The organism is Flaviaestuariibacter terrae (assembly GCF_054777635.1).
In genome coordinates, this window is sequence record NZ_BAAHAL010000008.1 from 1,273,772 (window position 1) to 1,300,260 (window position 26,489).

31 protein-coding genes are annotated in these 26,489 nt (G+C 59.6%); 21 read left to right on the top strand and 10 right to left on the bottom strand.

What is annotated here, in order from left to right; genetic code table 11:
- Positions 1-22: 22 nt before the first annotated feature.
- The 10 genes from paaB to obgE all read left to right on the top strand — a co-directional run bounded on the left by paaB (position 23) and on the right by obgE (position 7,702).
- The gene (gene paaB / locus ACYU7Z_RS13660) at positions 23-427 is read left to right on the top strand and encodes a 1,2-phenylacetyl-CoA epoxidase subunit PaaB (protein ID WP_460571367.1); all 405 of its coding nucleotides are present in this window, start codon (positions 23-25) and stop codon (positions 425-427) included.
- A gap of 130 nt (positions 428-557) precedes the next feature.
- Positions 558-1,364 (top strand): 1,2-phenylacetyl-CoA epoxidase subunit PaaC, encoded by an 807-nt coding sequence (paaC, locus tag ACYU7Z_RS13665; protein ID WP_460571369.1) that lies wholly within the window; start codon positions 558-560, stop codon positions 1,362-1,364.
- A gap of 132 nt (positions 1,365-1,496) precedes the next feature.
- Positions 1,497-1,982, top strand: coding sequence for a PaaD family protein (paaD, locus tag ACYU7Z_RS13670; RefSeq protein ID WP_460571371.1), 486 nt, complete (start codon positions 1,497-1,499; stop codon positions 1,980-1,982).
- A 210-nt stretch (positions 1,983-2,192) separates the two neighbouring features.
- Positions 2,193-2,969, top strand: coding sequence for a Clp protease/crotonase-like domain-containing protein (locus ACYU7Z_RS13675; RefSeq protein ID WP_460571373.1), 777 nt, complete (start codon positions 2,193-2,195; stop codon positions 2,967-2,969).
- A gap of 9 nt (positions 2,970-2,978) precedes the next feature.
- A complete protein-coding gene (gene paaI / locus ACYU7Z_RS13680) occupies positions 2,979-3,413 on the top strand; it encodes a hotdog family protein (RefSeq protein ID WP_460571375.1) in 435 nt (144 codons plus the stop codon).
- Position 3,414: 1 nt separating this feature from the next.
- Entirely contained in the window at positions 3,415-3,966 is a 552-nt protein-coding gene (locus tag ACYU7Z_RS13685; protein ID WP_460571377.1) for a TVP38/TMEM64 family protein, read from the top strand.
- A 33-nt stretch (positions 3,967-3,999) separates the two neighbouring features.
- Positions 4,000-4,656 (top strand): hypothetical protein, encoded by a 657-nt coding sequence (locus ACYU7Z_RS13690; protein ID WP_460571379.1) that lies wholly within the window; start codon positions 4,000-4,002, stop codon positions 4,654-4,656.
- Positions 4,657-4,680: 24 nt separating this feature from the next.
- Positions 4,681-5,265, top strand: coding sequence for an acyltransferase (locus ACYU7Z_RS13695; protein ID WP_460571381.1), 585 nt, complete (start codon positions 4,681-4,683; stop codon positions 5,263-5,265).
- An 89-nt stretch (positions 5,266-5,354) separates the two neighbouring features.
- Positions 5,355-6,590, top strand: a complete 1,236-nt coding sequence (locus ACYU7Z_RS13700; RefSeq protein ID WP_460571383.1) for a T9SS type A sorting domain-containing protein — start codon at positions 5,355-5,357, stop codon at positions 6,588-6,590.
- A 116-nt stretch (positions 6,591-6,706) separates the two neighbouring features.
- Complete coding sequence (gene obgE / locus ACYU7Z_RS13705; protein WP_460571385.1) at positions 6,707-7,702, top strand: Obg family GTPase; 996 nt, start codon at positions 6,707-6,709, stop codon at positions 7,700-7,702.
- A gap of 1 nt (position 7,703) precedes the next feature.
- Here the strand turns inward: obgE and ACYU7Z_RS13710 are convergent, their stop codons facing one another.
- Positions 7,704-7,907, bottom strand: coding sequence for a hypothetical protein (locus ACYU7Z_RS13710; RefSeq protein WP_460571387.1), 204 nt, complete (start codon positions 7,905-7,907; stop codon positions 7,704-7,706).
- 366 nt (positions 7,908-8,273) lie between these two features.
- Between ACYU7Z_RS13710 and ACYU7Z_RS13715 the strand changes: the two genes are divergently transcribed.
- The 5 genes from ACYU7Z_RS13715 (at position 8,274) to ACYU7Z_RS13735 (ending at position 12,504) form a co-directional block, all read left to right on the top strand.
- Positions 8,274-8,420 carry a hypothetical protein gene (locus tag ACYU7Z_RS13715; RefSeq protein WP_460571389.1) on the top strand — a complete coding sequence of 49 codons (147 nt, stop codon included), beginning with the start codon at positions 8,274-8,276 and terminating at the stop codon, positions 8,418-8,420.
- 67 nt (positions 8,421-8,487) lie between these two features.
- Positions 8,488-10,662 (top strand): S46 family peptidase, encoded by a 2,175-nt coding sequence (locus tag ACYU7Z_RS13720; RefSeq protein ID WP_460571391.1) that lies wholly within the window; start codon positions 8,488-8,490, stop codon positions 10,660-10,662.
- Between the two features lie 77 nt (positions 10,663-10,739).
- Positions 10,740-11,291, top strand: a complete 552-nt coding sequence (locus ACYU7Z_RS13725) for an XAC2610-related protein (RefSeq protein ID WP_460571393.1) — start codon at positions 10,740-10,742, stop codon at positions 11,289-11,291.
- Positions 11,292-11,302: 11 nt separating this feature from the next.
- Positions 11,303-11,875, top strand: coding sequence for a DUF1990 domain-containing protein (locus ACYU7Z_RS13730; RefSeq protein WP_460571395.1), 573 nt, complete (start codon positions 11,303-11,305; stop codon positions 11,873-11,875).
- 50 nt (positions 11,876-11,925) lie between these two features.
- Positions 11,926-12,504, top strand: a complete 579-nt coding sequence (locus tag ACYU7Z_RS13735; RefSeq protein WP_460571397.1) for a YdeI/OmpD-associated family protein — start codon at positions 11,926-11,928, stop codon at positions 12,502-12,504.
- Here ACYU7Z_RS13735 and ACYU7Z_RS13740 read toward each other — a convergent pair.
- Positions 12,501-12,962 carry a YqgE/AlgH family protein gene (locus ACYU7Z_RS13740; RefSeq protein WP_460571399.1) on the bottom strand — a complete coding sequence of 154 codons (462 nt, stop codon included), beginning with the start codon at positions 12,960-12,962 and terminating at the stop codon, positions 12,501-12,503. The two genes, ACYU7Z_RS13735 and ACYU7Z_RS13740, sit on opposite strands and share 4 nt — an antisense overlap.
- 158 nt (positions 12,963-13,120) lie before the next feature.
- Between ACYU7Z_RS13740 and ACYU7Z_RS13745 the strand changes: the two genes are divergently transcribed.
- Complete coding sequence (locus ACYU7Z_RS13745; RefSeq protein WP_460571401.1) at positions 13,121-13,444, top strand: ArsR/SmtB family transcription factor; 324 nt, start codon at positions 13,121-13,123, stop codon at positions 13,442-13,444.
- A 1-nt stretch (position 13,445) separates the two neighbouring features.
- Positions 13,446-13,940, top strand: a complete 495-nt coding sequence (locus tag ACYU7Z_RS13750) for an SRPBCC family protein (RefSeq protein WP_460571403.1) — start codon at positions 13,446-13,448, stop codon at positions 13,938-13,940.
- Between the two features lie 141 nt (positions 13,941-14,081).
- On the opposite strand, the gene ACYU7Z_RS13755 is transcribed toward ACYU7Z_RS13750, so the two are convergent.
- On the bottom strand, positions 14,082-14,621 hold the full coding sequence (locus ACYU7Z_RS13755) for a Riean_0653 family protein (protein WP_460571405.1): 540 nt from the start codon (positions 14,619-14,621) through the stop codon (positions 14,082-14,084).
- Between the two features lie 83 nt (positions 14,622-14,704).
- On the opposite strand from ACYU7Z_RS13755, the gene ACYU7Z_RS13760 reads away from it, so the two are divergent.
- Positions 14,705-15,808: a mandelate racemase/muconate lactonizing enzyme family protein gene (locus tag ACYU7Z_RS13760; protein WP_460571407.1), complete on the top strand. Its 1,104-nt coding sequence runs from the start codon at positions 14,705-14,707 to the stop codon at positions 15,806-15,808.
- Between the two features lie 113 nt (positions 15,809-15,921).
- Here ACYU7Z_RS13760 and ACYU7Z_RS13765 read toward each other — a convergent pair whose 3' ends face one another.
- Both ACYU7Z_RS13765 and ACYU7Z_RS13770 read right to left on the bottom strand, forming a co-directional pair.
- On the bottom strand, positions 15,922-16,521 hold the full coding sequence (locus ACYU7Z_RS13765) for a DNA-3-methyladenine glycosylase family protein (RefSeq protein ID WP_460571409.1): 600 nt from the start codon (positions 16,519-16,521) through the stop codon (positions 15,922-15,924).
- A 16-nt stretch (positions 16,522-16,537) separates the two neighbouring features.
- Positions 16,538-17,326 (bottom strand): nucleotidyltransferase domain-containing protein, encoded by a 789-nt coding sequence (locus ACYU7Z_RS13770; RefSeq protein ID WP_460571411.1) that lies wholly within the window; start codon positions 17,324-17,326, stop codon positions 16,538-16,540.
- Positions 17,327-17,406: 80 nt separating this feature from the next.
- On the opposite strand from ACYU7Z_RS13770, the gene mnmC2 reads away from it, so the two are divergent.
- The gene (gene mnmC2 / locus ACYU7Z_RS13775; RefSeq protein ID WP_460571413.1) at positions 17,407-18,081 is read left to right on the top strand and encodes a tRNA (5-methylaminomethyl-2-thiouridine)(34)-methyltransferase MnmD; all 675 of its coding nucleotides are present in this window, start codon (positions 17,407-17,409) and stop codon (positions 18,079-18,081) included.
- Positions 18,082-18,205: 124 nt separating this feature from the next.
- Here the strand turns inward: mnmC2 and cysS are convergent, their stop codons facing one another.
- The 5 genes from cysS to rlmD all read right to left on the bottom strand — a co-directional run bounded on the left by cysS (position 18,206) and on the right by rlmD (position 24,402).
- Positions 18,206-19,723: a cysteine--tRNA ligase gene (gene cysS, locus ACYU7Z_RS13780; protein WP_460571415.1), complete on the bottom strand. Its 1,518-nt coding sequence runs from the start codon at positions 19,721-19,723 to the stop codon at positions 18,206-18,208.
- Between the two features lie 298 nt (positions 19,724-20,021).
- Positions 20,022-21,143, bottom strand: a complete 1,122-nt coding sequence (locus ACYU7Z_RS13785; RefSeq protein ID WP_460571417.1) for an endonuclease/exonuclease/phosphatase family protein — start codon at positions 21,141-21,143, stop codon at positions 20,022-20,024.
- Between the two features lie 137 nt (positions 21,144-21,280).
- Complete coding sequence (locus tag ACYU7Z_RS13790) at positions 21,281-22,210, bottom strand: rhomboid family intramembrane serine protease (protein WP_460571419.1); 930 nt, start codon at positions 22,208-22,210, stop codon at positions 21,281-21,283.
- Between the two features lie 84 nt (positions 22,211-22,294).
- A complete protein-coding gene (locus tag ACYU7Z_RS13795; protein WP_460571421.1) occupies positions 22,295-22,939 on the bottom strand; it encodes a rhomboid family intramembrane serine protease in 645 nt (214 codons plus the stop codon).
- On the bottom strand, positions 22,936-24,402 hold the full coding sequence (rlmD, locus tag ACYU7Z_RS13800) for a class I SAM-dependent RNA methyltransferase (RefSeq protein WP_460571423.1): 1,467 nt from the start codon (positions 24,400-24,402) through the stop codon (positions 22,936-22,938). The genes ACYU7Z_RS13795 and rlmD overlap by 4 nt, the downstream gene beginning before the upstream one ends.
- Positions 24,403-24,500: 98 nt before the next feature.
- Here rlmD and ACYU7Z_RS13805 point away from each other — a divergent pair, with 98 nt between their 5' ends.
- On the top strand, positions 24,501-25,529 hold the full coding sequence (locus tag ACYU7Z_RS13805) for a hypothetical protein (RefSeq protein WP_460571425.1): 1,029 nt from the start codon (positions 24,501-24,503) through the stop codon (positions 25,527-25,529).
- Positions 25,530-25,541: 12 nt separating this feature from the next.
- Complete coding sequence (locus ACYU7Z_RS13810; protein ID WP_460571427.1) at positions 25,542-26,474, top strand: tetratricopeptide repeat protein; 933 nt, start codon at positions 25,542-25,544, stop codon at positions 26,472-26,474.
- Positions 26,475-26,489: the final 15 nt, after the last annotated feature.

Genomic DNA, 26,489 nt, shown 5'->3' on the forward strand with positions numbered 1-26,489 from the left:
TTTTGACTTTTGAATTTGACTTATGCAGTTATTCCGAAAGTATTTCTACGGTGATTATGATGCCATCCAGAAAGCCGGTTCCGGCGCTCCCGTTCCGGTAGGAAAGGGGTCGGGAGATGGGTCTGCGGAAAGCGGGTCGTCGGGGAGCCGCGAATGGCCTCTCTGGGAGATCTTCATCCGCTCCAAGCAGGGCCTCGACCACAAGCACGTGGGCTCGCTCCATGCCGCCGATGCGGCCATGGCCATCGAGAACGCCCGCGACGTTTACACCCGCCGCCAGGAAGGCGTGTCGATCTGGGTGGTGGAAAGCAGCCACATCCACGCCTCCAACCCCGACGACGCCGAATCGTTCTACGAGCCCGCGAATGATAAAGTATACCGCCATCCCACGTTCTACGACCTGCCGGATGAACTGACGCACATGTAAGGAGGGGAAGAACGCAGATTTTATAAGATCTATACGATAGTAAATGATGTTTTAAAGTTCTATCTGCGCTAATCTTAAAAATCATAATAAATCTGCGTTCTTTTTCCCGGGAATGCATCTTACTACTCACATGATCCAGCTTTTCGAATACAGCCTCCACCTCGCCGACAACGCACTTCTCCTCGGGCAACGCAACGCCGAGTGGTGCGGCCACGGCCCCGTGCTGGAGCAGGACATCGCCATCACCAACATCTCGCTCGACCAGATCGGCGCCGCCCGCAACTTTTTTGAGTACGTCGCGACGCAATACAACGGCTTCGACGGCGCGCTGCGGCAGGAAGTCGATGCGCTGCTGCCGCGCCCCTGGAAAGCCTACAACCGCGAGCTCCAGGAAGACGACCTGGCCTTTCTCCGCGAGGAGCAGCAATTCCGCAACGTGCTGCTCGCCGAGCTCCCCAAGGGCGACTGGGCGGTGACCGTGCTGCGCCAGTTTTTCTTCTCGGCTTTTCAATACTTACAATACACGGCGCTGCAGCAAAGCAGTGACACAACGCTCGCGGCCATCGCCGAAAAGTCGGCCAAGGAGTCGGCCTACCACCTGCGCTGGAGCAGCGAGTGGGTGATCCGCCTCGCCGACGGAACCGGCGAAAGCCGCCGCCGCATCTCCACGGCCCTCGAGGCGCTGTGGCCCTTTACCGGCGAGCTCTTTGAGACCGCTCCTTTCGAAACGATCGGCGCTGCCGTCAACCCCGCCACGCTCCGTGCTGCCTGGGATACGCGCGTGGCCGCCATCTTCGCCGAAGCCGGCCTCGACGTGCCCGCCACCGCCACCTGGCACCAGAGCGGCGGCAAGCGCGGCATCCATACCGAATACATCGGCTACCTGCTTGCCGAAATGCAATACCTGCAGCGCACGTACCCGAATATGACCTGGTAGGAGAAAACAAGTTTGTGGTTTGTAGTTTGGTGTTTGTGGTTGGCTGGCACGCGCAAGCTGTTATTGTCGAAACCACTTACCGCGCATCGCGGAACTACAAACCACAAACTCCAAACTCCAAACTGAACGCAGATGCTCGATGAAAGAACGATCTGGTCCCTCCTCGAAGCCGTGAAAGACCCGGAAGTACCGGTGCTTTCGGTGCTCGACCTGGGCATCGTGCGCTCCGTGAAGGTGGACGGGGAGGAGGTGGAGATCGTGATCACACCGACGTACACGGGCTGCCCCGCGATGGACGTCATCGCGATGGACATACGGCTCAAGCTGATCGAGGCCGGCATCCGGAAGCTGAAGGTGACGATGCAGCTGTCGCCGGCCTGGACCACCGACTGGATGACCGAAGCCGGTAAGGAAAAGCTCCGCGCCTTCGGCATCGCGCCGCCCAACCCCAGGCAGCAGTTCTGCAGCACCGATCCCTTCGTGGAAGAGGCCGTGCAATGCCCCCGCTGCGGCTCCTGGCACACGGAGCTCATCTCGCAATTTGCTTCCACGGCCTGCAAGAGCATGTACCGCTGCCTTGATTGCAAGGAAGCGTTCGATCATTTCAAGTGTCATTAAGGGCGGCAATCGGCCGGAGAGAAAGAACGCAGATTTATTATGATTGTTAAGATTAGCGCCGATATAGCTGGGGCGTCAGCAACATCATAACAGATCTTAACAATCTGCGTATCCGCCAGCTGGCGGATCTGCGTTCTTTCTCTTTTTCCGATTCCCGATTCCCGATTGCCGTTCCTGAATGCCCGATATTTGACCCCACAATCATCCCCGATGTCTTCCATTCTCTTCGAAGTGCGCGACGCCATCGCGTATATCACCCTCAACCGGCCGGAGAAATACAACGCCTTCAACCGCGAGATGGCCCTGCTGCTGCAGGAGCGCCTCGACGAATGCGCCGCCGATGAATCGATCCGCTGCGTGTACCTCACGGGCGCAGGCAAGGCCTTCAGCGCCGGGCAGGACCTCGATGAAGTGGTCGACCCCGAAGGTCCCAAGATCGACGCCATTCTTGCCGTGCACTACAATCCTATCGTGGTGCGGATCCGCCGGCTTGAGAAGCCGGTTGTGGCGGCTGTCAATGGCGTGGCCGCGGGCGCGGGCGCCAATATTGCCCTCTGCTGCGATGTGGTTGTGGCAGCGCAGGGCGCGTCCTTTATCCAGGCCTTCTCGAAGATCGGCCTCATCCCCGACAGCGGCGGCACCTACGTGCTCCCGCGGCTGGTGGGCTTCCAGAAAGCATCCGCGCTGTTCATGCTTGGCGACAAGGTGCCGGCCGAAGAAGCGGAGCGCCTCGGGATGATCTACAAGGTTCTTCCCGACGCAAGCTTCGCCGACGAATCAAAGCAACTCGCAGCCACGCTGGCCGCGCTGCCGACCCGCGGTCTCGCCCTCACCAAGATGGCGCTCAACCTGTCGGTAGGCCACCACTTCGAAGACCAGCTGCAGGACGAAGAGATCCTCCAGCAGCGCGCCGGCGCCACTTCCGACTACAAGGAAGGCGTACAGGCGTTTCTCGAAAAACGAAAGCCGAACTTCACCGGAAAATAAGCACACGCTATGAACGACGAATTCGCCCGGCAGGTAGTGGACCATATGATGCTGAACGACCGCTTCAGCCAGTGGCTGGGTGTAGAAATACTGGAAGTGCGCGAGGGCTACAGCCGCATCCGTGCGACGCTTCGCGACGATATGCTCAACGGCTTCGGGATCATCCACGGCGGTATCGCCTTCTCGCTCGCCGACAGCGCCTTTGCCTTTGCCTGCAACAACCGCAACAACCTCTCCGTGGCGCTCGACACGAGCATCACCTTCACCAAGCCGCTGAAGCCGGGCGAAACCATCAGCGCCGAGGCGAAGGAATTGCACAACGGGCGCAGCACGGGCCTCTACCACATTCTTATCAGCAACGACGCGGGCGAAACGGTGGCCCACTTCAAAGGCACCTGCTTCCGCACCAACAAGCCGCTCGTTACGCCGCCCAATTCGCTCTGACATGCAGGAGGTACTGCTCCGTTTCTTCGAGCAACACGCAGGGCTCGCCCTCTTTATCAGCCTTGCCGTGAGCGTGCTCGTTGCGGTGCTCGGTCTTGTGCCCAGCGTTTTTGTGACGGCCGCCAACATAGCCTTCTTCGGATTCTGGGAAGGGACCGCCGTTTCCTTTGCCGGCGAGGCACTCGGAGCGCTGGTTTCGTTTGTGCTGTACCGCAAGGGCTTCCGCCGCCGCGTGTCGGGTGGCATCGCGCGCCATCCGCGCCTGCAGCGCCTGCTTGAAGCCGATGGAGCCGAAGCTTTCGGGCTCGTCTTCTCGCTGCGGCTGCTGCCTTTCGTTCCCTCGGGCCTCGTGACTTTTGCGGCTGCCGTCGGACGGGTACGCACGATCACCTTTTTCTGGGCAAGCAGCCTTGGCAAGGTGCCGGCGCTGCTGCTCGAAGCCTGGTCGGTGTACGAGGTCACGCGCTTTGGTGTTGTCGGCAAGATCATTCTGGCCGTGGTGGCGCTGGCGCTCCTTGCCGTGCTACTGCAGCGGTTGCGGCGCCCCCGGTAACGGCGTACCTTACCGGAACCAATAGCAACCCTTATGTATTCGATCAGCGTCTGGGCCAGGGGCCACAAGGCTGCCGCCCGCATCCTCCTGTTTGTAGCGCTTGCCGCGCTCAACGGCACCGCCTGGATCGCCGGCAACTGGCTCGCGGCCGCGGGCGCCGAGGCCCCGGGCGAACTCCTCTTCCCGGTCGCACTTCTTTCCGCGCTGCTCCTGCTCGCGTACCCGGCCGGGCGCGCAACGTACCGCGTGCGAAAGCGCTTCGACAGTGCGCTCATGGGCTGCACCTGCCTGCTTGTGCTGCTGCTCAGCGCAGGCCCGGAGGAAGGGCCGCTGCCCCTGGCCGCAACAGCGGCACAGGCCGCATCGGTATCGGCATCGGTATCGGCTCCTCCCAAAAGCCGCAAGCTGCTGCGCCGGCTCGCGCGCCGCCTTCGTGCCCACTACCGGAGCTCGAACGACAATGGCAAGGCCGCGCTCATTGTGCTGACGATCGTGCTGGGCCTGCTGCTGGCCGTGCTCGTGGTGGCGCTTGCCTGCAACGTGGCCTGCTCCGGCGCCGAGCTGCTGGCCATCATCGTCGGGCTCCTTGGTCTCGCCGGGATCGTGTTTGGCGTGATGGCCGTCATCCGCCGCATCGTAAACGGGCCGCGGAAAAAGCCGGCACCGGCCCCGTCGCCTGCGGGCGGCTAACGCGCCGGTTCGCATCTTTGCGCCATGATCTATGAATTCAACGGCATCCGCCCCGTAGTTCACGAAAGCTCGTTTGTGCATCCGCAGGCTGTCGTCACCGGTGAGGTGATCATCGGCCGCGACGTGTATATCGGGCCCGGCGCCGCGCTGCGTGGCGACTGGGGCCGCATCGTGATCGAAGACGGCTGCAACGTGCAGGAGAACTGCACCGTGCATATGTTTCCAGGGGTAACGGTACTGCTCAGGGCGGGCGCCCATATCGGTCACGGCGCCATCATCCACGGCGCTACGGTGGGCCGCAATTGTTTGGTGGGTATGAATGCCGTGCTGATGGATGAAGTGGAGCTCGGCGATGAATGTATCGTCGGCGCGCTTTCGTTTATCCGGCAGGGTGAGCGTATACCGGCGCGGTCGCTCGTAGCGGGCAACCCGGCCCGGATCATCCGGGAAGTGACCGATGAGCAGATCGCCTGGAAGACAGAGGGGACGCGGCTTTACCAGCAATTGCCCCGCTGGTGTGCCGATACGCTGAAGCCCTGCGATCCGCTGCGCGAGCCCGTTGAGCAGCAGCCTCTCGTACGCGCCGATTACCGACCGTTTAAAAAATAGTTAGAAATCGGTAGGTGGCTACGCAGAAATTCTTTATAATTTAGGGAGTCGAAACACCTGATTCAACTCATTACCTAAAACCCGCTGAAATGAACAAAAATTTACGCACCGGCGTATTCGCTGCCATCCTCGCCGGCAGCTTTTTCTCCGCAAGCGCACAGAGCGAGCGCTTTGCCTACGCCATCACCGATGCCACGAAGGAAGGCTTCAACTGGAGCGTGCTGCGCAAGATCGACCTCAACACCGGTGAGTATAGCCCTGTGCTGTTCAACGGCGTGGATGCCAGCGCGCCCGTGTTCGACGCCGTTAGTAAGAAGCAACTGAGCCTCTCGCCCGACAGCCGTTTCGGCAACACGCTGAACATTCCCTTCAGCACCGGCGTTGCCGCGGCCGCCTACGACCCCACGCACGACCGACTCTACTTCACCCCGATGTTCATCGACCAGCTGCGCTACATCGACCTGAAGACGATGAAGGTGTACTACGTGGCTGATAAAGCATTCACCGGCCTGGGCAACATGCACAACCAGGAAGGCAAGTGCATCACCCGCATGGTGATCACCCCCGACGGTACGGGCTACGCCATCTCCAATGACGGCAATACCCTCATCCGCTTCACAACCGGCAAGAACACACAGGTAACTGTGCTCGGCGCGCTGGTCGACGATCCGGCCAACGGCACGGTGTCGGTGCACAACCGCTGCAGCTCGTTTGGTGGCGATATGATCGCCGACAACGAGGGCAACCTGTTCGTGATCTCGGCCCGCAACTACATCTTCCGCGTGTCGCCCGAAAACCGCGTGGCTACGCTCGTAGGCAGCATCCAGGGCCTGCCCGCTTCCTTCACCACCAATGGTGCCGTGGTCAACGACGAAGGCAACCTCGTAGTGTGCAGCGCCGTCGATGGCTCAGGCTCCTACGTGGTGAACCCCAAAGACTGGAGCGCCCAGCTGCTCAAGGGCGGCTCGTTCCACAGCTCCGACCTCGCCAACAGCAACTACCTCGCTACCCGCAAGAATCCCAACACGATCGACCTGATCAACAAGCCGGTATCGAACTACAACGACCGCATCCAGGTATACCCCAACCCGGTTACCAACAACGTGTTCACGATGCAGTTCACCAAGGTGCCCGCCGGCGATTATAGCCTGCAGGTGACCGATGCCAACGGCAAAACGATCCAGACCCGCCGCATCACGGTGACGATGGACAGCCAGGTGCAGCAGGTGGCCCTCGGCCGCGTGAGCGGTAAAGGCTTCTACCTCGTTCGCCTGCTCGACAACACGGGCAAAGGCGTATATGAGCAGAAGATCCTCGTTCAGTAACAACACAGCCCACGATAGTAAGGCCGTCCCAAAGGGCGGCCTTTTTGTTGCGCTGACAGGCCCGCGCTGCCCGGCAAGCGCGAATTCGGTACTTTTGCCCGTTCAAACCCCCACGATTGGAGAAGAGCAACTTTGTAGACCAGATACGGATTTTCGCGCGCAGCGGCCACGGCGGCGCGGGCTATAAGCACTTTCGCCGCGACAAGCTCACGGCCATGGGCGGCCCCGACGGCGGCGACGGCGGCCGCGGCGGCCATATCATCCTCAAGGGCAACAGCAACCTCTGGACGCTCCTGCACCTGCGCTACTACAAGAACGTGCTTGCCGAAAACGGGGAGCGCGGCGGCGACAACAACAGCACCGGCGCCGACGGCAACGACATCATCATCGAGGTGCCCCTCGGTACCATCGCCCGCGACGGCGAAACGGGTCAGAAGGAAGTGGAAATACTGGAAGACGGCCAGGAAGTGGTGTGGCTGCCCGGCGGCAAGGGTGGTTTGGGCAATGCGGCATTCAAGAGCCCGACCAACCAGGTGCCCGAATACGCACAGCCCGGTCTTCCCGGCCTCGAAGGCTGGAAAGTGCTGGAGCTGAAGGTGCTGGCCGACGTGGGGCTCGTAGGTTTCCCCAACGCGGGCAAAAGCACGCTGCTATCGGTGATCACCGCTGCGAAGCCCAAGATCGCCGACTACGCCTTCACCACGCTTACGCCCAACCTGGGCATGGTGGAATACCGCGACGGTAAAAGCTTCTGCATCGCCGACCTGCCGGGGATCATTGAGGGCGCTGCGGAAGGAAAGGGCCTCGGGCACCGGTTCCTCCGTCATATCGAGCGCAACTCGATCCTGCTGTTCCTCATCCCCGCGGATAGCAAGGACCACCGCAAGGAATTCGAGATCCTGAAAAAAGAACTGGAAGAATACAACCCGGAGCTGCTGCACAAGCGCTTCGTGATCGCGGTGAGCAAAAGCGACATGCTCGACGACGAGCTGAAGGAAGCGATCCGCGCCGAGCTGCCCGGCGAAATCCCGCAGCTGTTCATATCATCGGTAACACATAGCGGGCTGCAGGAACTGAAAGATTTACTCTGGAAGGAACTGACGTCTGAATAAGCTACTCCACCTCTGCATGGCGCTCGCCCCCGGTAGTGCCGCGTTTTTCCGCCAATTGCCGGTAGATATCCTCTAGGCTGGCGCGGAGGTTGTCGAGCTCGGCCTCATCGCGGCGGGCCTGGACCGCGCGGCGGAACTCCTCGGTCTTTTTCAGGTAAAGGTCGTAGAGCGTGAAAAACTCGAGGCGTTGGATTCGGCTGTTCATGGCTGCGTTGTTCAATAGGGTAAAGGCAAAGGCTGTACCCCAACCCCATCCCTACAGGGCCGGCTGGGCCGTAAACGCCCGCGCGCCCCGCATTATCGTCCAACGCGGTAAAAGCTTCGACGGCTGCCGCTGAGCTGTGTCGACTCCGGCTTTTGATCGGATACCCGTTTGGGGAAAATATGCCCCGCTGCCAATTATGCCCATCCATGTAACCCGTGGAGATTCAGTGGCTAAGGATGGTCAATCCCTTCAACAGAAAATTCCGCTAAAGGGAAACGCTTAATTATTTTAAGAAGATTCTAATAGAATAAAGCAGAGCTTCTCTTGGCAGATCGGGGCGGGCCCTATATTTTTACAGGAAGAGGTATGAGCACCAAAGAAGTACAATCCTGGCTGGAACAGCACCCCGCCTTCCGCGACCGCAGCCGCGGTTTCCGCTATTTCACCTCGATCCTTTTCCTCGTCAACATCCTGACCCTTCTCTTTTTCTGGATCAACCGGATGCTCGGCTAACTCGCTTTATTTCCGGACGGGTTTGAAAGGAACTTTAAGTAGGTTTGCCCACCTTAAACGTTTCTATATGAAGAGAACCCTATTAGCCATTTTCTTCCTGGCCACAGCTTGCCTCAAAGCTTCTGCCGACGAAGGAATGTGGCTCCCCATGCTGCTGGGCCAGCAAGTGTACAACGACATGGTGAAGAAAGGCCTGAAGCTTTCGAAAGACCAGCTGTACAACGTCAACAAGGCCTCCCTCAAAGATGCCATCGTGATTTTCGGCAACGGGTGCACCGGCGAGATCGTTTCCTCGCAGGGCCTCATTTTCACCAACCACCACTGCGGCTACAGCGTCATCGCCGGCGCTTCGACCGTTGAGCACAACTACCTCCGCGACGGGTTCTACGCCAAGAATATGGGCGAAGAGATCCCCGGGGCTACGCAAAACCTGTCGGTGCAGTTCCTGCTGCGTATCGACGACGTTACCGCCCGCGTACAGGATTCGCTCAAAGGCCTGAGCGGCCAGGAGCGCCTCACGCGCCAGGCCGCCGTTCTCGCCAACATCAACCGCGAAATGAGCGACACGGCGAACTTCATTGAAACGCGCATCTCCCCGATGTTCAAGAACAACCAGTTCCTGGCCTTCCGCTACCAGCGCTACAACGACATCCGCCTCGTAGGCGCCCCGCCCGAGGCCCTTGGCAAGTTCGGTGGCGACACCGACAACTGGGAGTGGCCCCGCCACACCGCCGACTACTCGATCTTCCGCGTGTACACCGGTAAAGACAACAAGGCGGCCCGCTACAGCAAAGACAACATGCCGATGAAACCCAAGTGGTACCTCCCGGTATCGCTGAAGGGCATCAAGGAAGGCGACTTCACGATGATCTGGGGCTACCCGGGCTCTACCAACCGCTACGAGTCGGCACAGGGTATCAAGCTTGCCACCGACATCAACAACCCGACGCTGGTGAAGCTGCGCGACATGCGCCTCCGCTACATGTTCGAGCAGATGAAGACCGACCCGGCCATCAAGCTGCAGCTCGCTTCCGACTACGCTTCCATCGCCAACTACTGGAAGTTCTACGACGGCGAAACCAAGCAGCTCCTGAAGTATGACGTGTACGGACAAAAGCAAAAGGCCGAAGCCGACTTCGCGAAGTGGGCCGCTGCCAAGCCGGAGTACAAGGACATCTTCAGCAACCTCGACGCCGCCTACAACGCCTGGCGCCCCTACGCGCTGCACCGCGTGTACATCAACGAGGGTATTCTCGGCTCGCCGCTGCTGGCCTTTGCCGCATCGCTGCAGAACCTCGAGAACACGATGGTGAAGCCCGGCACATCGACGTCCGATATCAGCCGCCTCGTAGGTGCTGCCGACCGCGCCCGCAAAGCCTTCCTCGAGGCGCACAACACGCCCTCCGACCGCAATATCGTAGCCACCGTGCTGCAGATGTACTATAAGGACGTTCCGAAAGACCAGCAGCCGCAGGGCCTGTTCGAAGCCATCCGCAACGAGTATGGCTCGCTCGACAAGGCCTCAACCTGGGAGAAGTATACCGACGCCGTTTTCTCCGGAACGATGCTCCTTGACAACCAGAAGTGGGCTGCCTTTACGAAGAACCCCGATGCGCAGACGCTGCAGACGGATCTCGCCTACAGCCTCGCCAACGCGTTCCTGCGCAACTGGCAGGCGAAATACCTCCCGCTGTACCAGCAGTTCACCACGAAGAACAACGAGTGGGGCCGCCTGTACCTGAAAGGCATCATGGAACAGAATCCCGCCAAGGCGAAGATGATGTATCCCGACGCCACCTTCACGATGCGCGTTTCGTACGGCAAGGTAGCGGCCTACAACCCCCGCGACGCCGTGCACTACGACTACGTGACCACGATGAAGGGCATGCTGGAGAAATACAAGGCCGGCGACTACGAGTTTGACCTCCCCCAGAACGTGCTCGACAAGGCGCGCGCGAAGGACTTCGGTCAATACAAGGACGCCCGCACCGGCTCTCTCGTTACCTGCTTCATCACCACCAACGACATCACCGGCGGCAACTCGGGCTCGCCTGTGATCAACGGCAACGGCGAGCTGATCGGCCTGGCCTTCGACGGCAACTACGAAGCCCTCAGCCACAAGCTTGCTTTCGACAAGGACCTGAACCGCACTATCTGCGTGGACGTTCGCTTTGTGCTGTGGTGTGTTGATAAAGTGGGCGGCGCCAGCAACATCATCAAAGAGCTGACGCTTCGCAAATAAGCACCCGGACAGGACATTCCTGCCACTTCCTATTCAGGCCCGCACTTTTAGTGCGGGCCTTTTTTTATCTTGGACCCATGCCTAAACCAATCACCCCTTTCCTCCTTCTTTCGCTGGCTGTCTTTGCGATGAAGGCAGATGCGCAAAGCGCTGCTGTACCTGCGAAGGTTCTGGACAGCACGGTCTCCATCTTCTGGTATCCCGACCTGAAGCTGCGCGTGCAGCTGCTGCGCCCCGATGAGGAGGACGACACGAAGAAGAACGCCGTGCTGACCCTGCGCAACGGCAAGGCCGGGATCGGGGGGCTGCTGCTCAAGGATTCGATCTATATAACCGACATCCGCTTCAGGCTTGCTGACATGAATGGTGACGGTATCCGCGACCTGCTGGTATTTCGCAACGTGGAAGGTTATAACCGTCACTACTACCTATACCTCATCGATCAGAAGACGGGGCGACTCAGCAGGGTGAAGGGCTTTGAAAAGGTTTGCGATCCCATGTACGATACAAAAAGGTGTGCGATCTGGGGCTTTGAAATGTTCGAGGCGAAACTAGTAGAGCGGTTCTGGATGGTCGACAACAAGGGAATGATGTATGTTGCGGCTGGTGTTTTGAAAGACCGGAAATAATTGCTTCTCTCATGAAGCTATTCCTCACCGACCAGCAGGCCCGTTTCCGGCAGCACCTGGAACAGCTTGCGAAAGTGCCGGTGGCGCCCTATCGCAGCGCCGGCCTCGTGGAAAAGCGGAGCAGCATCCACCTGCCAGTTACACCCGATCTTCTGCAACGTGCCGCCGACGTTTTGTTTTCGTACCGGATCTTTCCGTCACGAATACTACGCTGCTACGGTGAGTGGACGGCATCTGGGCGCCCGATGCAGCCGGGCGATACGATCGTGCAGCAGGCCTATATCCCGCCGTTCGGCAGCTTCTCGCAGAAGCTGATCTTCGGAGTCCGGATCGACAGCATCATCCGTGAAGAAAGTCGCCTTGGGTTTTCCTACGAGACACTCGAGGGTCACGCCGAAAGAGGGCGATCAATCTTCACGGTAGAGGCGCAGAATGGCCGCGCACGTTTTGTGATCCATACGTTCTCGGAGCCTGGTAACTTTCTCACAAAGCTGTTGGGGCCGTTGGTAACTGTGCCTTACCAGGCCTGGTGTACAAAGGCTGCGTTGCAGTATGTACATGAACAGTTGTCGGGTTGTCCGTAATGTCGTTGCTCTTTTGCGGAAAGTTTTTACTTTTCCCAAAAGAAGCCGGAATGAATCCCAAGGTTGATTTTTATTTCGCCCGCGAGAACCAATGGACCGAAGCGATCGCGCAGCTGCGCCGCATTATTCTCGAATGCGGCCTAACCGAGGAGCTCAAGTGGGGCACACCCTGCTATACGTTTGAGGGGCGCAACGTGCTCCTCGTGCACACGTTCAAAGAGTATTGCGCCATCCTGTTTTTCAAAGGAACCTTGCTGGAAGATGCCGATGGAATGCTGGTGCAGCAAACGGAGCGCGTGCAGGCGATGCGGCAGCTGCGTTTTACCAGCGTGCGTGAAGTTACCTCGCGCGAGGCGTCGATCAAAGCCTATATCTACCAGGCCATCGAAGTGGAGCGCGCCGGGCTGAAGGTGCCGAAAAAGAAGACCGAAGAATACAGTGTTCCGGAAGAATTTGCGCGGAGGCTGAAGGCGGACAAGGCCCTGAAAAAAGCATTTGCCGCCCTGACCCCTGGCCGGCAGCGGGCCTACCTGCTTTATTTCGCCGGGGCAAAGCAGTCAAAAACGCGCGAGGCGCGGGTGGCGAAATATGTGCCCCAGATACTGGCAGGCAAGGGTCTTGACGATTAACCGCCCGTGCCGAATACTTCCGCTGCATCGCCGGGGCGCAACAGCCAGTCTCCTGCGTTGAGCTCGCGTTCGAGATCGCCGCTGTTCCAGCCGCAATAGCCGACAAAGATCTTCAGGTCGTCCTGCGTCAGTGTGCCGTTGTTGATACCCCGCAGGGCATCGGCAAATTGTCCGCCCCAAAAGATATTGCCGCTCACCGGTTGTCCGCCTTGGATAACGTCTGACCGCTTGTGTAAAAAGAACAGGTGTCCGCTATCCACCGGGCCGCCCGCATATAGCGGGAAGGAGGGGCTGTGGCGGAATTCCTCGAGCTCGTTTAGAGCGCGTCCGAAGCGGCGGTTAACGATGACGCCCACGGCACCCTCCGCGTTGTATTCGACGAGGTACAGAAGCGTTCCGCCAAACTGTGGGTCGCTTGGATCGCTGCATTCGAGAAAGAGGCCGGCTGCGGGCTGCATAAAGCAAATGTCGGGAGCAGCGCCCATATTCTTATGGTCCCGTTCCCGGCGCCTGCCTGCAGCTACGATGAGCTGCGGCGACCGGCGGCAGGGTTTCAGAAAATAAAAATAGCGCAACTAGAAGGTTGCCTATATTCGTGCTACCAAAAGGTTGCCCGATGCCCGATGCCCGCCGTGATGTTTTCCAGGCCATTGCTGATCCCACCCGCCGCGCCATTCTTGCGCTGCTCGCGCTGGGTGCGCTGACGCCCAACGCGCTCGCCGCCCACTTCGACAGCAGCCGGCAGGCGATATCCAAGCACCTCGGCATCCTGTCGGAGTGCGGCCTGCTGCGCGCAGAGCCCAGCGGCCGGGAAGTGTACTACCGGCTCGAGCCGAAAAAGCTCAAGGAAGTAGAGCGCTGGCTGCAGCCCTTCCGGGCGCTGTGGGAAGGCCGGTTCGGCCAGCTCGATCAATTGCTGAAGCAAACCAAAAAGAAATAACATGCAAACAGAGATCACGCAAACTGGCGATCGCCAGCTCCACATCACGCGCCGCTTTGATGCCTCCCCGGAGGAAGTATGGAAAGCCTGGACCGAACCGGAATTGCTCGAGCAGTGGTGGGCACCGCGTCCCTGGAAAGCGGTCACCGTGGCGATGGACTTCCGTCCCGGTGGTGCCTGGCGCTATTACATGGAAAGCCCCGAAGGCGATCGTCACTACTGCCGCGTAGACTTCGAAACGATCGTACCCGGTGAAAGCTTTACCGCCCGCGACGCCTTTACCGACGAGCATGGCCTTGCTCCCGAGCCTTTCCCGAACATGCACTGGAACAACCGCTTCAGCGCCGAGGGCGACGGCACCCTGGTGACCATCGTTATCGATTTCCCGAATGTTGAATCGCTCGAGCGCATCGTGGCCATGGGCTTTAAAGGCGGCTTCACGATGGCGCACGGCAATCTCGACGAGCTCCTTCAAAAGCGAAAAGCCGGCGCCTGAAACGTTGCAGCACGCAGCACTATCCCCCGTCATGAACCGCGCATGTGCCGACGAATAAACCCTCCGGATGGAGGGTTTGTCTATAGATAACCGTAGAAATACAAGAGTGCACCAGTGGTCGTAGCGATGCAGGCTCAGCTCTTACTGGATCGCCACGTCGAAACGGCCTTCGGTAACGTCGAGCACGCCGCCGCTGCTGCTTTTATCAGTGCCACGAAACGAAAAGGTTCCGGCAAGAATGTGATTCACCTTGTCCACCTTCGTGATCACAACGGTGCCGCCGGTTTGGGTTGTCGTCATCCATTCGTGTGCAGGCATCACTGTACGCTCAACGAAATAGGCATAAGAAGCCGTTGGGCCCGGGTAGAGAGCCGTGTTGCTATTGAGTTGGTAGGTGCCCGGCGCGGTTACTCCTTGGAGGTAGATCTCGAATTCGGTTTCCGTGGGGCTCTTGCTGAAGTTGCGGGCATGGATGATGTAGCTGTCGGTGCCGGTAAAGGAGGCTTCGAGCAGCGGGGCATGAGGTATGATGCCTTTGGCCTGCGGCGCCCATAACTCGCCGTTGACGCGGGCGCCGAACGTGTTGGCACCGGTAGCGGAGGCTTCGGGCAGGTCGCCCGGCTTCTTGCTGCAGCTGGCCAGGAAGAAGAGGCCTCCGCCGAGGACGATTAGGTTTTTCATGGTTGGATTTCTAATTTGCCGCTGGTTAGCCAAAACCGTGCGCAAGAGCTGTTTCCCCAGTTTGTTTCACAAAACCTTAAGTCATGCCTGCCATCCGATCTGTAACGCTGCACCGTATGCTCGTACCGCTCACCGAGCCCTTCGTGATCTCGCTGGGTCCCATCGATGCGGTGCAGAATCTTGTCGTCTGCCTTGTAACAGAAGACGGCCTAACGGGCTGGGGTGAGTGCTCGCCTTATATGACCATCAACGGCGAAAGCCTCGACACGTGCATGGTGGTTGGCCAATATTTCGCGAAGCTGCTGAAGGGCCGTACTTATACGGATATACCCGGCGCGCTTTCGGCGATGGATGGACTCATCTACGGCAACAGCAGCATCAAGAGCGCCTTTGATATGGCGCTGCACGATCTCTGCGCCCAGGCCGCCGGGCTGCCGCTTTACGCCTGGCTTGCAGGGCATAAGAACAAGGTGCTCGAAACCGATATGACCGTATCGATTGGTACGCCCGAAAAGATGGCGGCCGACGCAGCGCGCTTTGTGGCGGAAGGCTTCCCGGCCATCAAGGTGAAGCTGGGCCAGGAGCTGGAGCTCGACGTGGCCCGGATCCGCGCCATCCGCGCGGCAATCGGCAACGCGCACCCGCTGCGCACCGATGCCAACCAGGGCTGGCGCAATGCGGGCTATGCACTCGAGGTATTGAAGGCCCTCGCACCCTTCGGTATCCAGCACTGCGAGGAGCCGATCCCACGCTGGCAGTTTTTGGATCTTCCGCAACTCTCCGCGCAAAGCCCTATCCCCATCATGGCCGACGAAAGCTGCGGCGACGAGCACGACGCGGAGCGACTCATCCGCCTGAAGGCCTGTCCCGAATTCAACATCAAGCTGGGTAAAGCCGGTGGCCTGCACAAGGCACTGAAAGTTGCGCGCCTTGGCGAAGCCGCCGGTATCACGCTGCAGGTTGGTGGCTTCATGGAGAGCCGTCTCGGCATGACGGCCGCGGCGCACCTGGCGCTTGCCAACGACGCGATCAGGTATTGCGATTTCGATACACCACTGATGTTTACCGAAGATCCCATCGAAGGCGGGATCCATTATGCGCCGAAAGGAGTGATCGAAGTAAGTGATACGCCCGGGTTAGGTGCGAGGCCGAAACAAGAATGGCTGAGCGGGAGTTTAATCTGCTAGTCTGCTAATGGGATAGTCTGCTAATACTATTTCTTTACCAGCAAATTGGGATCGCCCAGCCAATGGCTGGGCGATCGATCATTAGCAGACTAGCAGACTAACCCATTAGCAGACTATTCCCCGTCTTTCCAATCCCACAGGTGGCGGCACGCATAGGTGCGGTAAGGCGACCATTTCTGTGCGATCTGTTGCATGCGGAGTTTGAACTCTTTCTTGTTGCTGTCGTCGAGCTTATAAAGTTTTTTCATTGCGACCTGGATGCCGTAGTCGTCGACGGCAAACACATCGCCGCGGCCGAGGGTGAACATGAGCAGCATTTCTACGGTCCAGCGGCCGACGCCCTTGATCTGCGTGAGCAGGTCGATCACTTCCTCATCGCTCATCTTCCGTAGCTTCTTCTCGTCGATCTTCTGCCCGATAAAGAATTCCGCCACGTTGAGCACGTACTGGGCTTTGGCGTTGCTGAGCCCTATGCCGCGCAGTTGCTCGAAGGGTGTAGCCGCGATCTGTTCCGGCTTTGGTTCCTTGCCGCCATACAGGTCGAGGAAGCGGTGAAAGAGCACCTTCGCCACCTTGGTCGACAGCTGCTGGCTCATGATGGATGCGCAAAGACGCAGGCAAACGTTCTTGCGCGGCGCCAGCTCGACAGGATCCTGCTCGCGCAGCACGGTGGCGAGCTTGCGGTCTTTGGAAAGGTGCTCGATGTATTCCATTCCGTGAAGATAAGAATCAGGAGGCGCCGTAGCGAAAGCGGTGCAGGTAGCGCATCACGGCTTCCTCGGCGCGGCTTTGCGGGTTGAAGCCGGGGCCTTCGAGCTCGCGGCGAAGCTCCCGGTAGAGGCGGATGCAGGCGAGTACGGCGGCAAGCAGCGTGTCGCGGTCGTGGCTGCCGATCGTTTCTTTCAATTTGTCGAGGTCCTCAGCAGGAAGGCTTTCCTCCACGCGGCGCACACCGCGCGGAAGCTTGCCGCGGCGCTGCTGCAGCAGCGGGCCAAGCGCCAGGAAGCGAAGGCTCGAAAGAAAATCGAGTGCTTCGAAATATTCGCCACGCCCGATCTTGAGCAGGCCATAGTGTACCCAGGTCCAGAAGCGGTCTTCGATCCATTGCAGGTTGGCTGCGGGAAAGCGTGCGTCGGAATTGTTGATCGCAGCCTGCAGCACATTATCGCGGTCGAAATGCAGCACCGGTGTTTCGATGCGGCCCGTTCCGAATTCCTCCAGCGTTACAAACTTGATGTCGACATGCAGCAGGGGGGCGTCATAGAGGCAGATGAGCAGCCGCGGCTCGCCCACATGCTCGCCGGTAAAGCCGCTCAGCAGGTTGCCGAAGCGGGCGGCCCAGCGGAGCATGGCGCCCCGGTCCGGCGCGACCTTGTCGCGCGTTACGAGTACAAGGTCCAGGTCGGACCACTCGTCGAGCTCGCCGCTGAGCCAGGAGCCCGCAACGGCAAGGCCCAGCGCGGATTCGTCCTGCGCAACAACGGAGGCGGCGTGGCGGGCAAATTGTTCCTGGATCATGGATGCGGGCATTTGTGCAAAGAAACATTTTGTACATCGATGGTCGGGCAGTTGCGGCCGCCAAATCCGAAATTCGCAGTATGGAGCGGAAGATCACGGTCACGAAGGATGGATCACATACGTTCGAGTACCCCGACATGCGCGGCACCTACCATTCCCGCCACGGCGCGCTCGGCGAGTCGCGGCACGTGTTTATCGAGGCGGGTCTTTATTACGCGTTGGAGCAGTTCCCGGCCGAGCCGCTATCCATTTTCGAGATGGGTTTCGGCAGCGGTTTGAATGCGCTGCTCACCGCGATCGAGGCGGAGCAGCGAAAGCGCTTCATTCAATACGTTACGATCGAAGCGTTCCCGGTGCCGGCATCGGAAGCGCTGAAACTGAATTACGGTGCCCTGCTCGCCGCGCGCGAGCTTTTTCAGCAGCTCCACGCGGCGCCCTGGGAGATGGAGACGAAGCTGTCTGAGTACTTCACGATCCGTAAGGAAGAAGGGGCGCTCCAGGAACTCGGGATCACGGGACTTTATCACCTCGTTTATTACGATGCCTTCGCGCCTTCCTCGCAGCCCGAGCTCTGGACAGCGGACAGCTTTCGCAAGCTCTATGAGCGCCTTCTGCCGGGCGGCGCGCTGGTAACGTATTGCTCCAAGAGCGTTGTGCGCAAAGCGATGATGGAGGCGGGCTTCAGCGTAACGAAGCCGCCGGGGCCCTGGGGGAAGAGGGAGATGGTGCGCGCTTTAAAAAAGCGCGAACAGTAGAACAAGGAACAAGGAGCTTAGAATGCTCATCTGAAGAAGAATGTTTGAATAAGAAAGGAGGCCGCCACAGACCTCCTTCCTCATTCAATATTTTTTGTTCCTTGTTCTGCGGTTCAGCTCGCGGCTACGCGAGCGTCCAGCTCATGCCGCCGTCCTTTTCATCTTTCAGCTGGATGCCGGCTTCGGCAAGCTGGTTGCGGATGCGGTCGGATGTTTTCCAGTCTTTGTTGGCGCGGGCATCCTGGCGCAATTCAATGAGGATGTCGAGCACGCTTTTCAGCTTGCCCGAGCCGGCCTCTTCCTCGTTTTTGAGCCCGAGGATATCTTCCACGTAGAGCCGCAGCTTTGTCTGCATCCACTGAAGCGTTTCATAGGAAAGGCTTTGGAGGGGGATGGTCTTATCCTTGAGCGAATTGAGCACCGGTACGATCTCGAAAAGGTTGGCGAGCACGCGCGCCGTGTTGAGGTCGTCGTTCATGAAGTCGTCGAGCTCCACGAGGAGGCCGCGGATCTTTTTATCGAGGTCGGGATCGGTGCCTTCGCCTGAGGTCGGCAGCGTTTGCTGCTGAAACCAGCTATAGGGCTCCATGAGACGCTTCAGTCCTTTCTCCGCCGCCTGCAGCGCCTCGTTCGAAAAGTCGAGTGTGCTGCGGTAGTGCGTTTGCAGGATGAAGAAGCGCACCGTCATCGGCGCATAGGCTTTCTCGAGCTCGGGGTGGTTGCCGCTGAACAGCTCGGTGAGCTTGATCACGTTGTTGTAGCTCTTGCCCATCTTCCGCCCGTTGATGGTGATCATGTTGTTGTGCATCCAGTAGCGCACCGGCGGCACGTGGTTGCAGATGGTGCTCTGCGCGATCTCGCTCTCGTGGTGCGGGAACTGCAGGTCCATGCCGCCGCCGTGGATGTCGAAGCGGGCACCGAGGTACTTCGTCGCCATGGCGGAGCACTCGATATGCCAGCCCGGGAACCCTTCGCCCCAGGGGCTTTGCCAGCGCATGATGTGTTCGGGAGGCGCGGACTTCCAGAGCGCGAAGTCTTCCTTGTTGCGTTTTTCTTCCTGGCCCTCGAGGTCGCGCGTGGTATTGAGCAACTCGTCGAGCACGCGGCCCGAGAGCTTGCCGTAGTCGTGGCCCGCAGCGTATTTCTTCACATCGAAATACACCGAGCCGTTGGCCTCGTAGGCGTAGCCCTGGCGGATCAACTCCTGGATCATCCCGATCTGCTCCACGATATGGCCGGTAGCGGTCGGCTCGATGGAAGGCGGTATGTTGTTGAAACGCGCCATCGCCCAATGAAAGAGGTTGGTGTATTTCTGCACCAGCTCCATCGGCTCGAGCTTTTCGAGGATGGCTTTCTTGGAGATCTTGTCTTCGGCAGCGCGGCCTTCCTCTTCGAAGTGGCCGGCATCGGTGATGTTGCGCACGTAGCGCACTTTATAACCGAGGTGCGTGAGGTAGCGGTACACCACGTCGAACGTGATGTAGGGGCGCGCGTGGCCAAGGTGGCTTTCACCGCTCACCGTGGGTCCGCACACGTACATGCCCACGTGGCCGGGTGTTATGGATTGAAATTCTTCTTTCTCGCGTGTATACGAATTATAAACCTTGAGGGTGCTCATGATAACAGGAGGGGGAATGATCATACGAAAATACGGTACCGGTCGGGGAGCGGGGCTCAGCAACAACAACAGGCGATATGGGGGTACCGGGCGATCATGTGGGTCAAAGATAGGGGCAATAAGGTTTAGGGAGGTTTAGAAAGGTTTAGGGCGGGTGGTTTTGGAAGGTTTTGGAGGTTTTGAAAAAGGGGCGGCGGGACGTCATTTCATCTCGCCCGGAATGACGCTTCCTGGCGTCAGCCAGGTAAGAACTCCAGCCTTCGAATGACCTTCGGTGGGCGAAGTCTAACCACAAACCACAAACTCCAAACCCCAAACTATTTTACCGCTTCCACTGCAGGTCGGCAACGAGCATATAGTGGTCGCTCAGGTCGCGGGCGATGCGCTGGAATTGCAGCACTTCGAAATCGGGCGTGGTGAAGATGTAGTCGATGCGGAGCGTGGGGGCAAGGGCGTTGTACGTGCGGCCGACGCCGAAGCCTTTTTCGAGAAAGGCGTCCTGCAAGGGACCGCGCACGGTGTGGTAGGCGTAGGAGTTGGGTACGTCGTTGAGATCGGCGGTGAAGACGACCGGGTAGGCGCAGCGCTCCAGCTCACCGCGAACGATGCCCGCCTGCGTGCCGCGGATGGTGGTGGCGCGCCGCAGCTTGCTCCAGATGCTCCTCGAGTTGCTGATCAGGCTATCGTCGTTATTCTTGATCTTTTCGATCCGCTCGTAGTCTTCGGGCCGCAGCTTGTACGATTGCAGGTGTCCTGTATAAATACGGATAATGCTTTTGCCGAGTACGATGTCGCCCCAGATCAGCTTCTCAGGCGTGCCCGGCTGCGGAAAGGTGACGTAGCCTGTGTCCATCAGCGGGTAGCGCGAGAAGATCGCCTGCCCATACCATTCCTTGAAGCCATTGCCGCGCGGGAAGTACACATAGGGATAGCCAAGCTCGCCGCGGATGTACCCGATGTTGTCGTAAAACTCCTCGCCGCTGGCCTGGATGAATTCCTGGAAGCAAAGGATGTCGGCGTTGGTGCGGCGCAGCTGGGCCAGCATTTTCTGGCGGGTCTGGCTTCCCTCGTTGTTGTTGCGGCGTTGCTCGATAAAGCGCGCCACGTTCCAGTGCACGACACGCAGGCTATGCACTCCTTTTTCGGCACTGGAGCCGCTGCTGCCGCCGCCGCTGAAGGCGAAAAACACCGAAATGCTCTTGAACCCGAGCAGCAGGGCCGCGGCCGAGAGAAGCGCATAGCGCGGCTTGATGACAAGCGAGAAAAAGAAGAAGAGGATGAGGGTGCCCAGCGTGGCGGCGAAGCCAAGACCCAGCACCGCGAAGAACCACCAGCGCGCCGGGTGCATGTAGGGTGCCAGGCACGACAGCAGGAAGAGCGCTACCACGACGCCATTCAGCGCCAGGTAGAACCGCCGTACGAATCGACGCGCCTTGCCTGCCATGGCCGCAAAATACGACAGATGTCTGATGTCTGATCGCTGATGTCTGATATACGGCGAGCGGACAGGTAACCGATCGGCAAGAAAAGATCCGGGATCAGGAGATTCTACATCCTACATCCGAGATCCTACATCCGGGATCAGACATCCTTGTCGTTGCTCGCTCTTCTCAGTATATCCCGTTCTTCCTCGGTGAGACTCTTGAAGCCTTTCTGGTTAATCTTGTCGAGGATCTCGTCAACGCGCTGCTGGGTGAAATTGGAGGTCTTCTTGAACGGCGGCACGGTCGCCTTGTAATAGAGCTGCTCTTTCGGTGACGGACCTTTGCCGGGCCGGTCGGGGTTGAACAGGTTGGTCCACCAGTCCCAGACTGCATTCATCCAGGCGGCCATATCGCGGTTGCGGTTCTGCTGCACCTGGAAGAGAAGACCCATGCCGGCGCCCGCCAGCTGCGCGAGGTGCTCGCCCGGGTGGCCAAACGGAATCATCGCGAGGTTAACGATGGCAAAGAGCAGCGTCACCACCCACAGCGGGATACCGCCGTTGAGCATCGGGAAAATGCGGTAGTCGGGAGCAAGCACGGTCGTGCCGATGGCGATGGCCATCACGCCGGGACCGGCGCCCCAGAGATGCGCGGAGGCCGCGTCGGGGCGCAGCCCGGGGATAAGGTTATAGGCAGCGAGAAAGACAAGGGCTCCAGCCAGCGAGCCGTAGAGGAACAGCGGGATCAGCTTGCGGTAGCCGGTGAGGTCCTGGTAGATGTAGCCAAAGGCCCAGAGCCAGAGCAGGTTGGCCACGATGCCCCACACGCCGTCGTGAACGAAGAAGTGCGTCAGCAGGGTCCAGGGGCGGCGGGCAAGGGCGCCGAGGTCGGCGGGTAGCACCACCCACGGGAACACCTCGCTGTGGTAGCGCGCCGAACCGTCTTTATAGTAAGAAAAGGTATAAATGACTTGAATGAAGGCAAACACGACGAACACGATGAGCAGGAGGGCAATGAGGTTCATCAGCGCATTGCCGTCGGCGCCCACGGAGAGCTTTTTTCGGTTTGAGGAAGGATAATAGGCCATAGCGGTACAAAGTTAGGACGGTGAACGGGTGAGCGGGTGAGCGGTCAGCGGCCTTGTTCACCGCTCACCCGCTGACCGCTCGCGTCAGTAGAATCTCCGGCGGTTCGACTTCTGCCAGATTAGTACAATTATAAAGCCAGTGAGCGCGCCGCCCAGGTGGGCGAAGTGCGCAATATTGTCGCCCCCGAGGTAGCCAAGGCCGCCGAAAAGATCATAGGCCGTCAGCAGCAGCACGATCCATTTTGCTTTTATCGGGAAGGGCAGGAACATGATGTAGAGCTGCGTGTTTGGAAACAGGAACGCAAAGGCCGCGAACAGGCCCATGATGGCACCCGAGGCGCCCACCGCGAAGCTGTAGCCGCCCGTGAGGTATTGCAGAAGCAGGTGCACCAGCGCCGCCCCGACGCCGCACATCAGGTAGAAATTGAGAAAGCGCTTCGGTCCCCATATCGACTCGAGCATCTTGCCGAAGGTCCACAGGGCAAACATGTTGAACAGGATATGCGGGAAGCTCCCGTGGGCAAACATGTGCGTGGCGATCTGGTACACCTCGAAGCCGGCGCCGATGGGCCAGAGCGCGAGCTTCTGGGTAAGCGAAAACGGGATCGGCGCCGTAGTTCCGTAGCTGTCGCCGAGCAGCTGGAGGATGAACACAACGGCGTTCGCAATGATAAGGCCCCGAACCACCGGCGGCATCTGGTTGGGTCGGTAGTAATCGAATCGGCTCATGAGTTGCGGCGTTTCAGTTGCACTACGTTCTCGATGTGGTGCGTGTGGGGAAACATGTCGACGGGGCGTACGCGCGTTACGGCATACTTCGCATCGAGCAGGGCGAGGTCGCGGGCCTGCGTGGCGGGGTTGCAGCTCACATACACGATCGTGGGCGCTTCCATCTCGAGGATCTTGTGCACCAGCTTCTCGTGCATCCCCGCGCGCGGCGGGTCGGTGATGAGCACATCGGGCCGGCCGTGCTCGGCAAAGAACGCGTCGTTGCACACGTCGATCACATCGCCGGCGGTGAAGAAGCTGTGGCTGATGTTGTTGAGCGCGGCATTCTCCTTCGCATCGGCAATGGCGGCTTCGAGGAGCTCCACGCCCACGATCTTTTTGGCGCCGCGGCTGCAGAAGATGCCGATGGAACCGGTGCCGCAGTAGAGGTCATACAGCACCTGCGATCCGTCGAGCTCAGCGAACTCGCGCGTGACCTGGTAAAGGCGCTCACCTTGTTTTGTATTCGTCTGGAAAAAGCTCTTGGGACCGATCTTGAAGCGGAAGTCTTCCAGCGCCTCGATGGCATAGCCCGGGCCGGTATATACCTGCGGCTCGAGGTCGAACATCGAGTCGTTCCATTTCAGGTTGATGGTATACAGCAGTGTCGTGATCTCGGGGAAGGAAGCCTTCACCCACTCGAGCAGGGCGATCCGCTGCTTTTCGCGCTCCTCGCCAAAGACGATGTTGACCATCAACTCGCCCGTGGTACACAGACGTACCTGCATCGTGCGGAGCATGCCCACATGGGCGCGGATATCGTAGAACGACATGCCATGGGCGCGGGCCCAGTCGCGGATGCCGTTGCGGATGCGGTTGGAGATATCGTCCTGCAGCCAGCACTTTTCGATGGCGACCACCTTGTCGAAGAAGCCGCGGGCGTGGAAGCCGGCAGCACCGGGCTGCGGGTCGTCGTAGGATTCGCCGGCGGGAGGGAGCGCTTCCGCTTGGGAAGAGTGCTCGGCGGATTGTTCCTTCGGAGCGGGCTTCCCGGGCGTAAATTCCTTTGTCGAGAATGTAAACTCTAATTTATTCCGGTAGAAGCGGTCTTCCGGAGCGCCCACGATCGGCTCGAAGGGCGGCAGCGCCACCTTGCCGATGCGCGTCAGGTTGTCGACCACCTGCTGTTGCTTGTATTGAAGCTGTTTTGCATACGGAAGCATTTGCCACTGGCAGCCACCACAAACGCCAAAGTGCTGGCAGAAGGGCGTTACCCGCTCGGCGGCGTATTGATGGAAATGCACCGCGACGCCTTCGGCCCAGTCCTTCTTGCTCTTGCCGAGGCGGACGTCCACAACGTCGCCGGGCACGGCCCCTTCGATAAAGATCACTTTCCCTTCGATGCGCGCGAGGCTCTTTCCCTCGGCGGCGTAGGCCTCCACGGCAACGCCTTCGAGGATGCGCGGCTTTTGTTTTCTTCTCACCGCACAAAAGTACGAGGCCCGTAACAGTTTGCCGGACGGAGTTTGGAGTTTGTGGTTGGGTTTAACAGTTGTATTTTCCGCCTTCCAAAACCAATTGCATGAGAGCCCTCCACCTCTTTGCCTTCCTGTTGCTGGTTGTCGCGGCTCATAGTCAGCGCACCGAGTATTTCACGATAGCCTTCCCATCGAAAACGGCGCCTGTGGCCGGCGCTCGCTATGGCCGCCTCCGGTTGCTCGACAGCCGGCCCGATACATCGGGCTTCGGACGGGTGCAGCTGGGCGCATTCAACAAAATAGCGCAGGTGCAGGCGCAGCCCGCACTGGCGGTGCAGCTGCAGTCGGTCGTCGACTCGCTGGGCGGCGCCGGTGCAGCGGGCAGCCTCCTCTTCCAGCTCCGCGACTTACGCTTCGCCGAGCTCACCGGCGGCGGCTTCACCGAGGAAGGCTGGTGCGTGCTGCGGGCCAACCTTTATGCAGAGACCGGCGGACGCTATGCGTGGCTCGGTACGCTCGACAGCAGCATTTATTTCCGCTCCATGGATGTTACCCGCGGCTTGTTCCGTCGCTGCAGCAAGGCGCTCGTCGATTTCGTGCAACTCCATATGGCCACGCCCGCGGCCGACAGTGTGCTGCTCGACCTTGAGTCCATCACACGGATCGACTCGATCGAAAAGCGGCGCCTGCCCCTGTATAATACTACGCAGTACCGCGACGGCGTTTATTACACCTATGCCTCCTTCGCGCAGCAGGTGCCGGATATCCTGGAATTGATGCCGCGCTACAACCGGAAGGGCAGCCTGAAGGAAGTGAAGATCCATATGGGCGAGGTGGACGAGGTGATCAAGACGACCGATTATTTCGCCGTGGTGCACCAGGGACGCGCCTGGATCTCCACCGAGTTCGGGTATTTTGCGCTCGAGAAGCAGGGAGATGACTACTTCTTCGCCGGCCTCACCCGCACCTCGCTGAAAGCCGGTGAGGCGATCGCCAACGGCCTTGCCTTCGGCCTGATGGGCGGACTGCTTTCGGGGCCCGAGATCCGCCACTGCCGCATGCGCATCGATCACGTCAACGGCGCGTTCATCCCCGTATGGATCGGGGAGCGCTACAGCATCTTATCGCCCTAATAAACCCGCTCCATGAAAAAGCTCCTGCTTCCCCTCGCGCTCCTGGCTTCCACGCTGGTACACGCCTGCATCAACGCGGAAAGCCGCCGGCTTAAAGACGGCACATTGCTTTACGAAGACAGCACGATCGCGGGGCGCAGCCTGCCGGTGGGTCACCATATCCTGCCCGCCAACTTCGAACCGGTGGCGCGCAGCCTGCAGCGGGAGTTCGATCGTACCCACGACTATGCCTACCTCTCCGACATCGGCGTGCTGCTCGTGTACCAGGGGCGCTACGCCGAGGCCCGCGATCTGTACCGGCGCATCGAGCGCGAGAAGCCGGGGCGCTACGCCACGGCCTCCAACCTCGGCACCGTGTACGAGCTCATGGGCCGCAACGACTCGGCCCTGTATTGGATCCGCCGCGCCGTGGCCATCAACCCCGCATCGCACAACGGCTCAGAGTTCATTCACGTGCACATTCTCGAAGCCAAAGTAGCCGGCAGCAGCAATCCTTCGAGCCGGGAGCTCACCGGCACCGATTTCGGCAGCGGTCCGCTGCCCGTGCAGGCAGGTGGCATGCCCCGCTACGAGCTTGCCGCCGCCCTCTTCTTCCAGCTCAATGAGCGCATGACCTTTATCCGGAACGAAGACCCGATCGTTGCGCGCCTGCTTTTCGACTATGGCAACATTGCCTTTCTGGAGCGCGACAGCGGGCTAGCCCGCGAAGCCTATGAAGCCGCAGGCCGCTACGGCTTCCGCGACCCCCTGCTGGCACGGCGGACGCAGGCCCCCACTGCCGGCAGCGCTTCCGCTTCGGCCATTCCCGCCGCCGACACGATGCAGGCCGGCGTGGCCGCGGCCCAGTCGCGACACCGCTTCGGGCTGCTGTGGGTCGTGGCCGCCGGCTTTGTGCTGCTGGCGGTCTTTGTGGGGCTGCTGTTCCAGCGCCGCGTGCGCGACTAACGGCTACGAACCGGT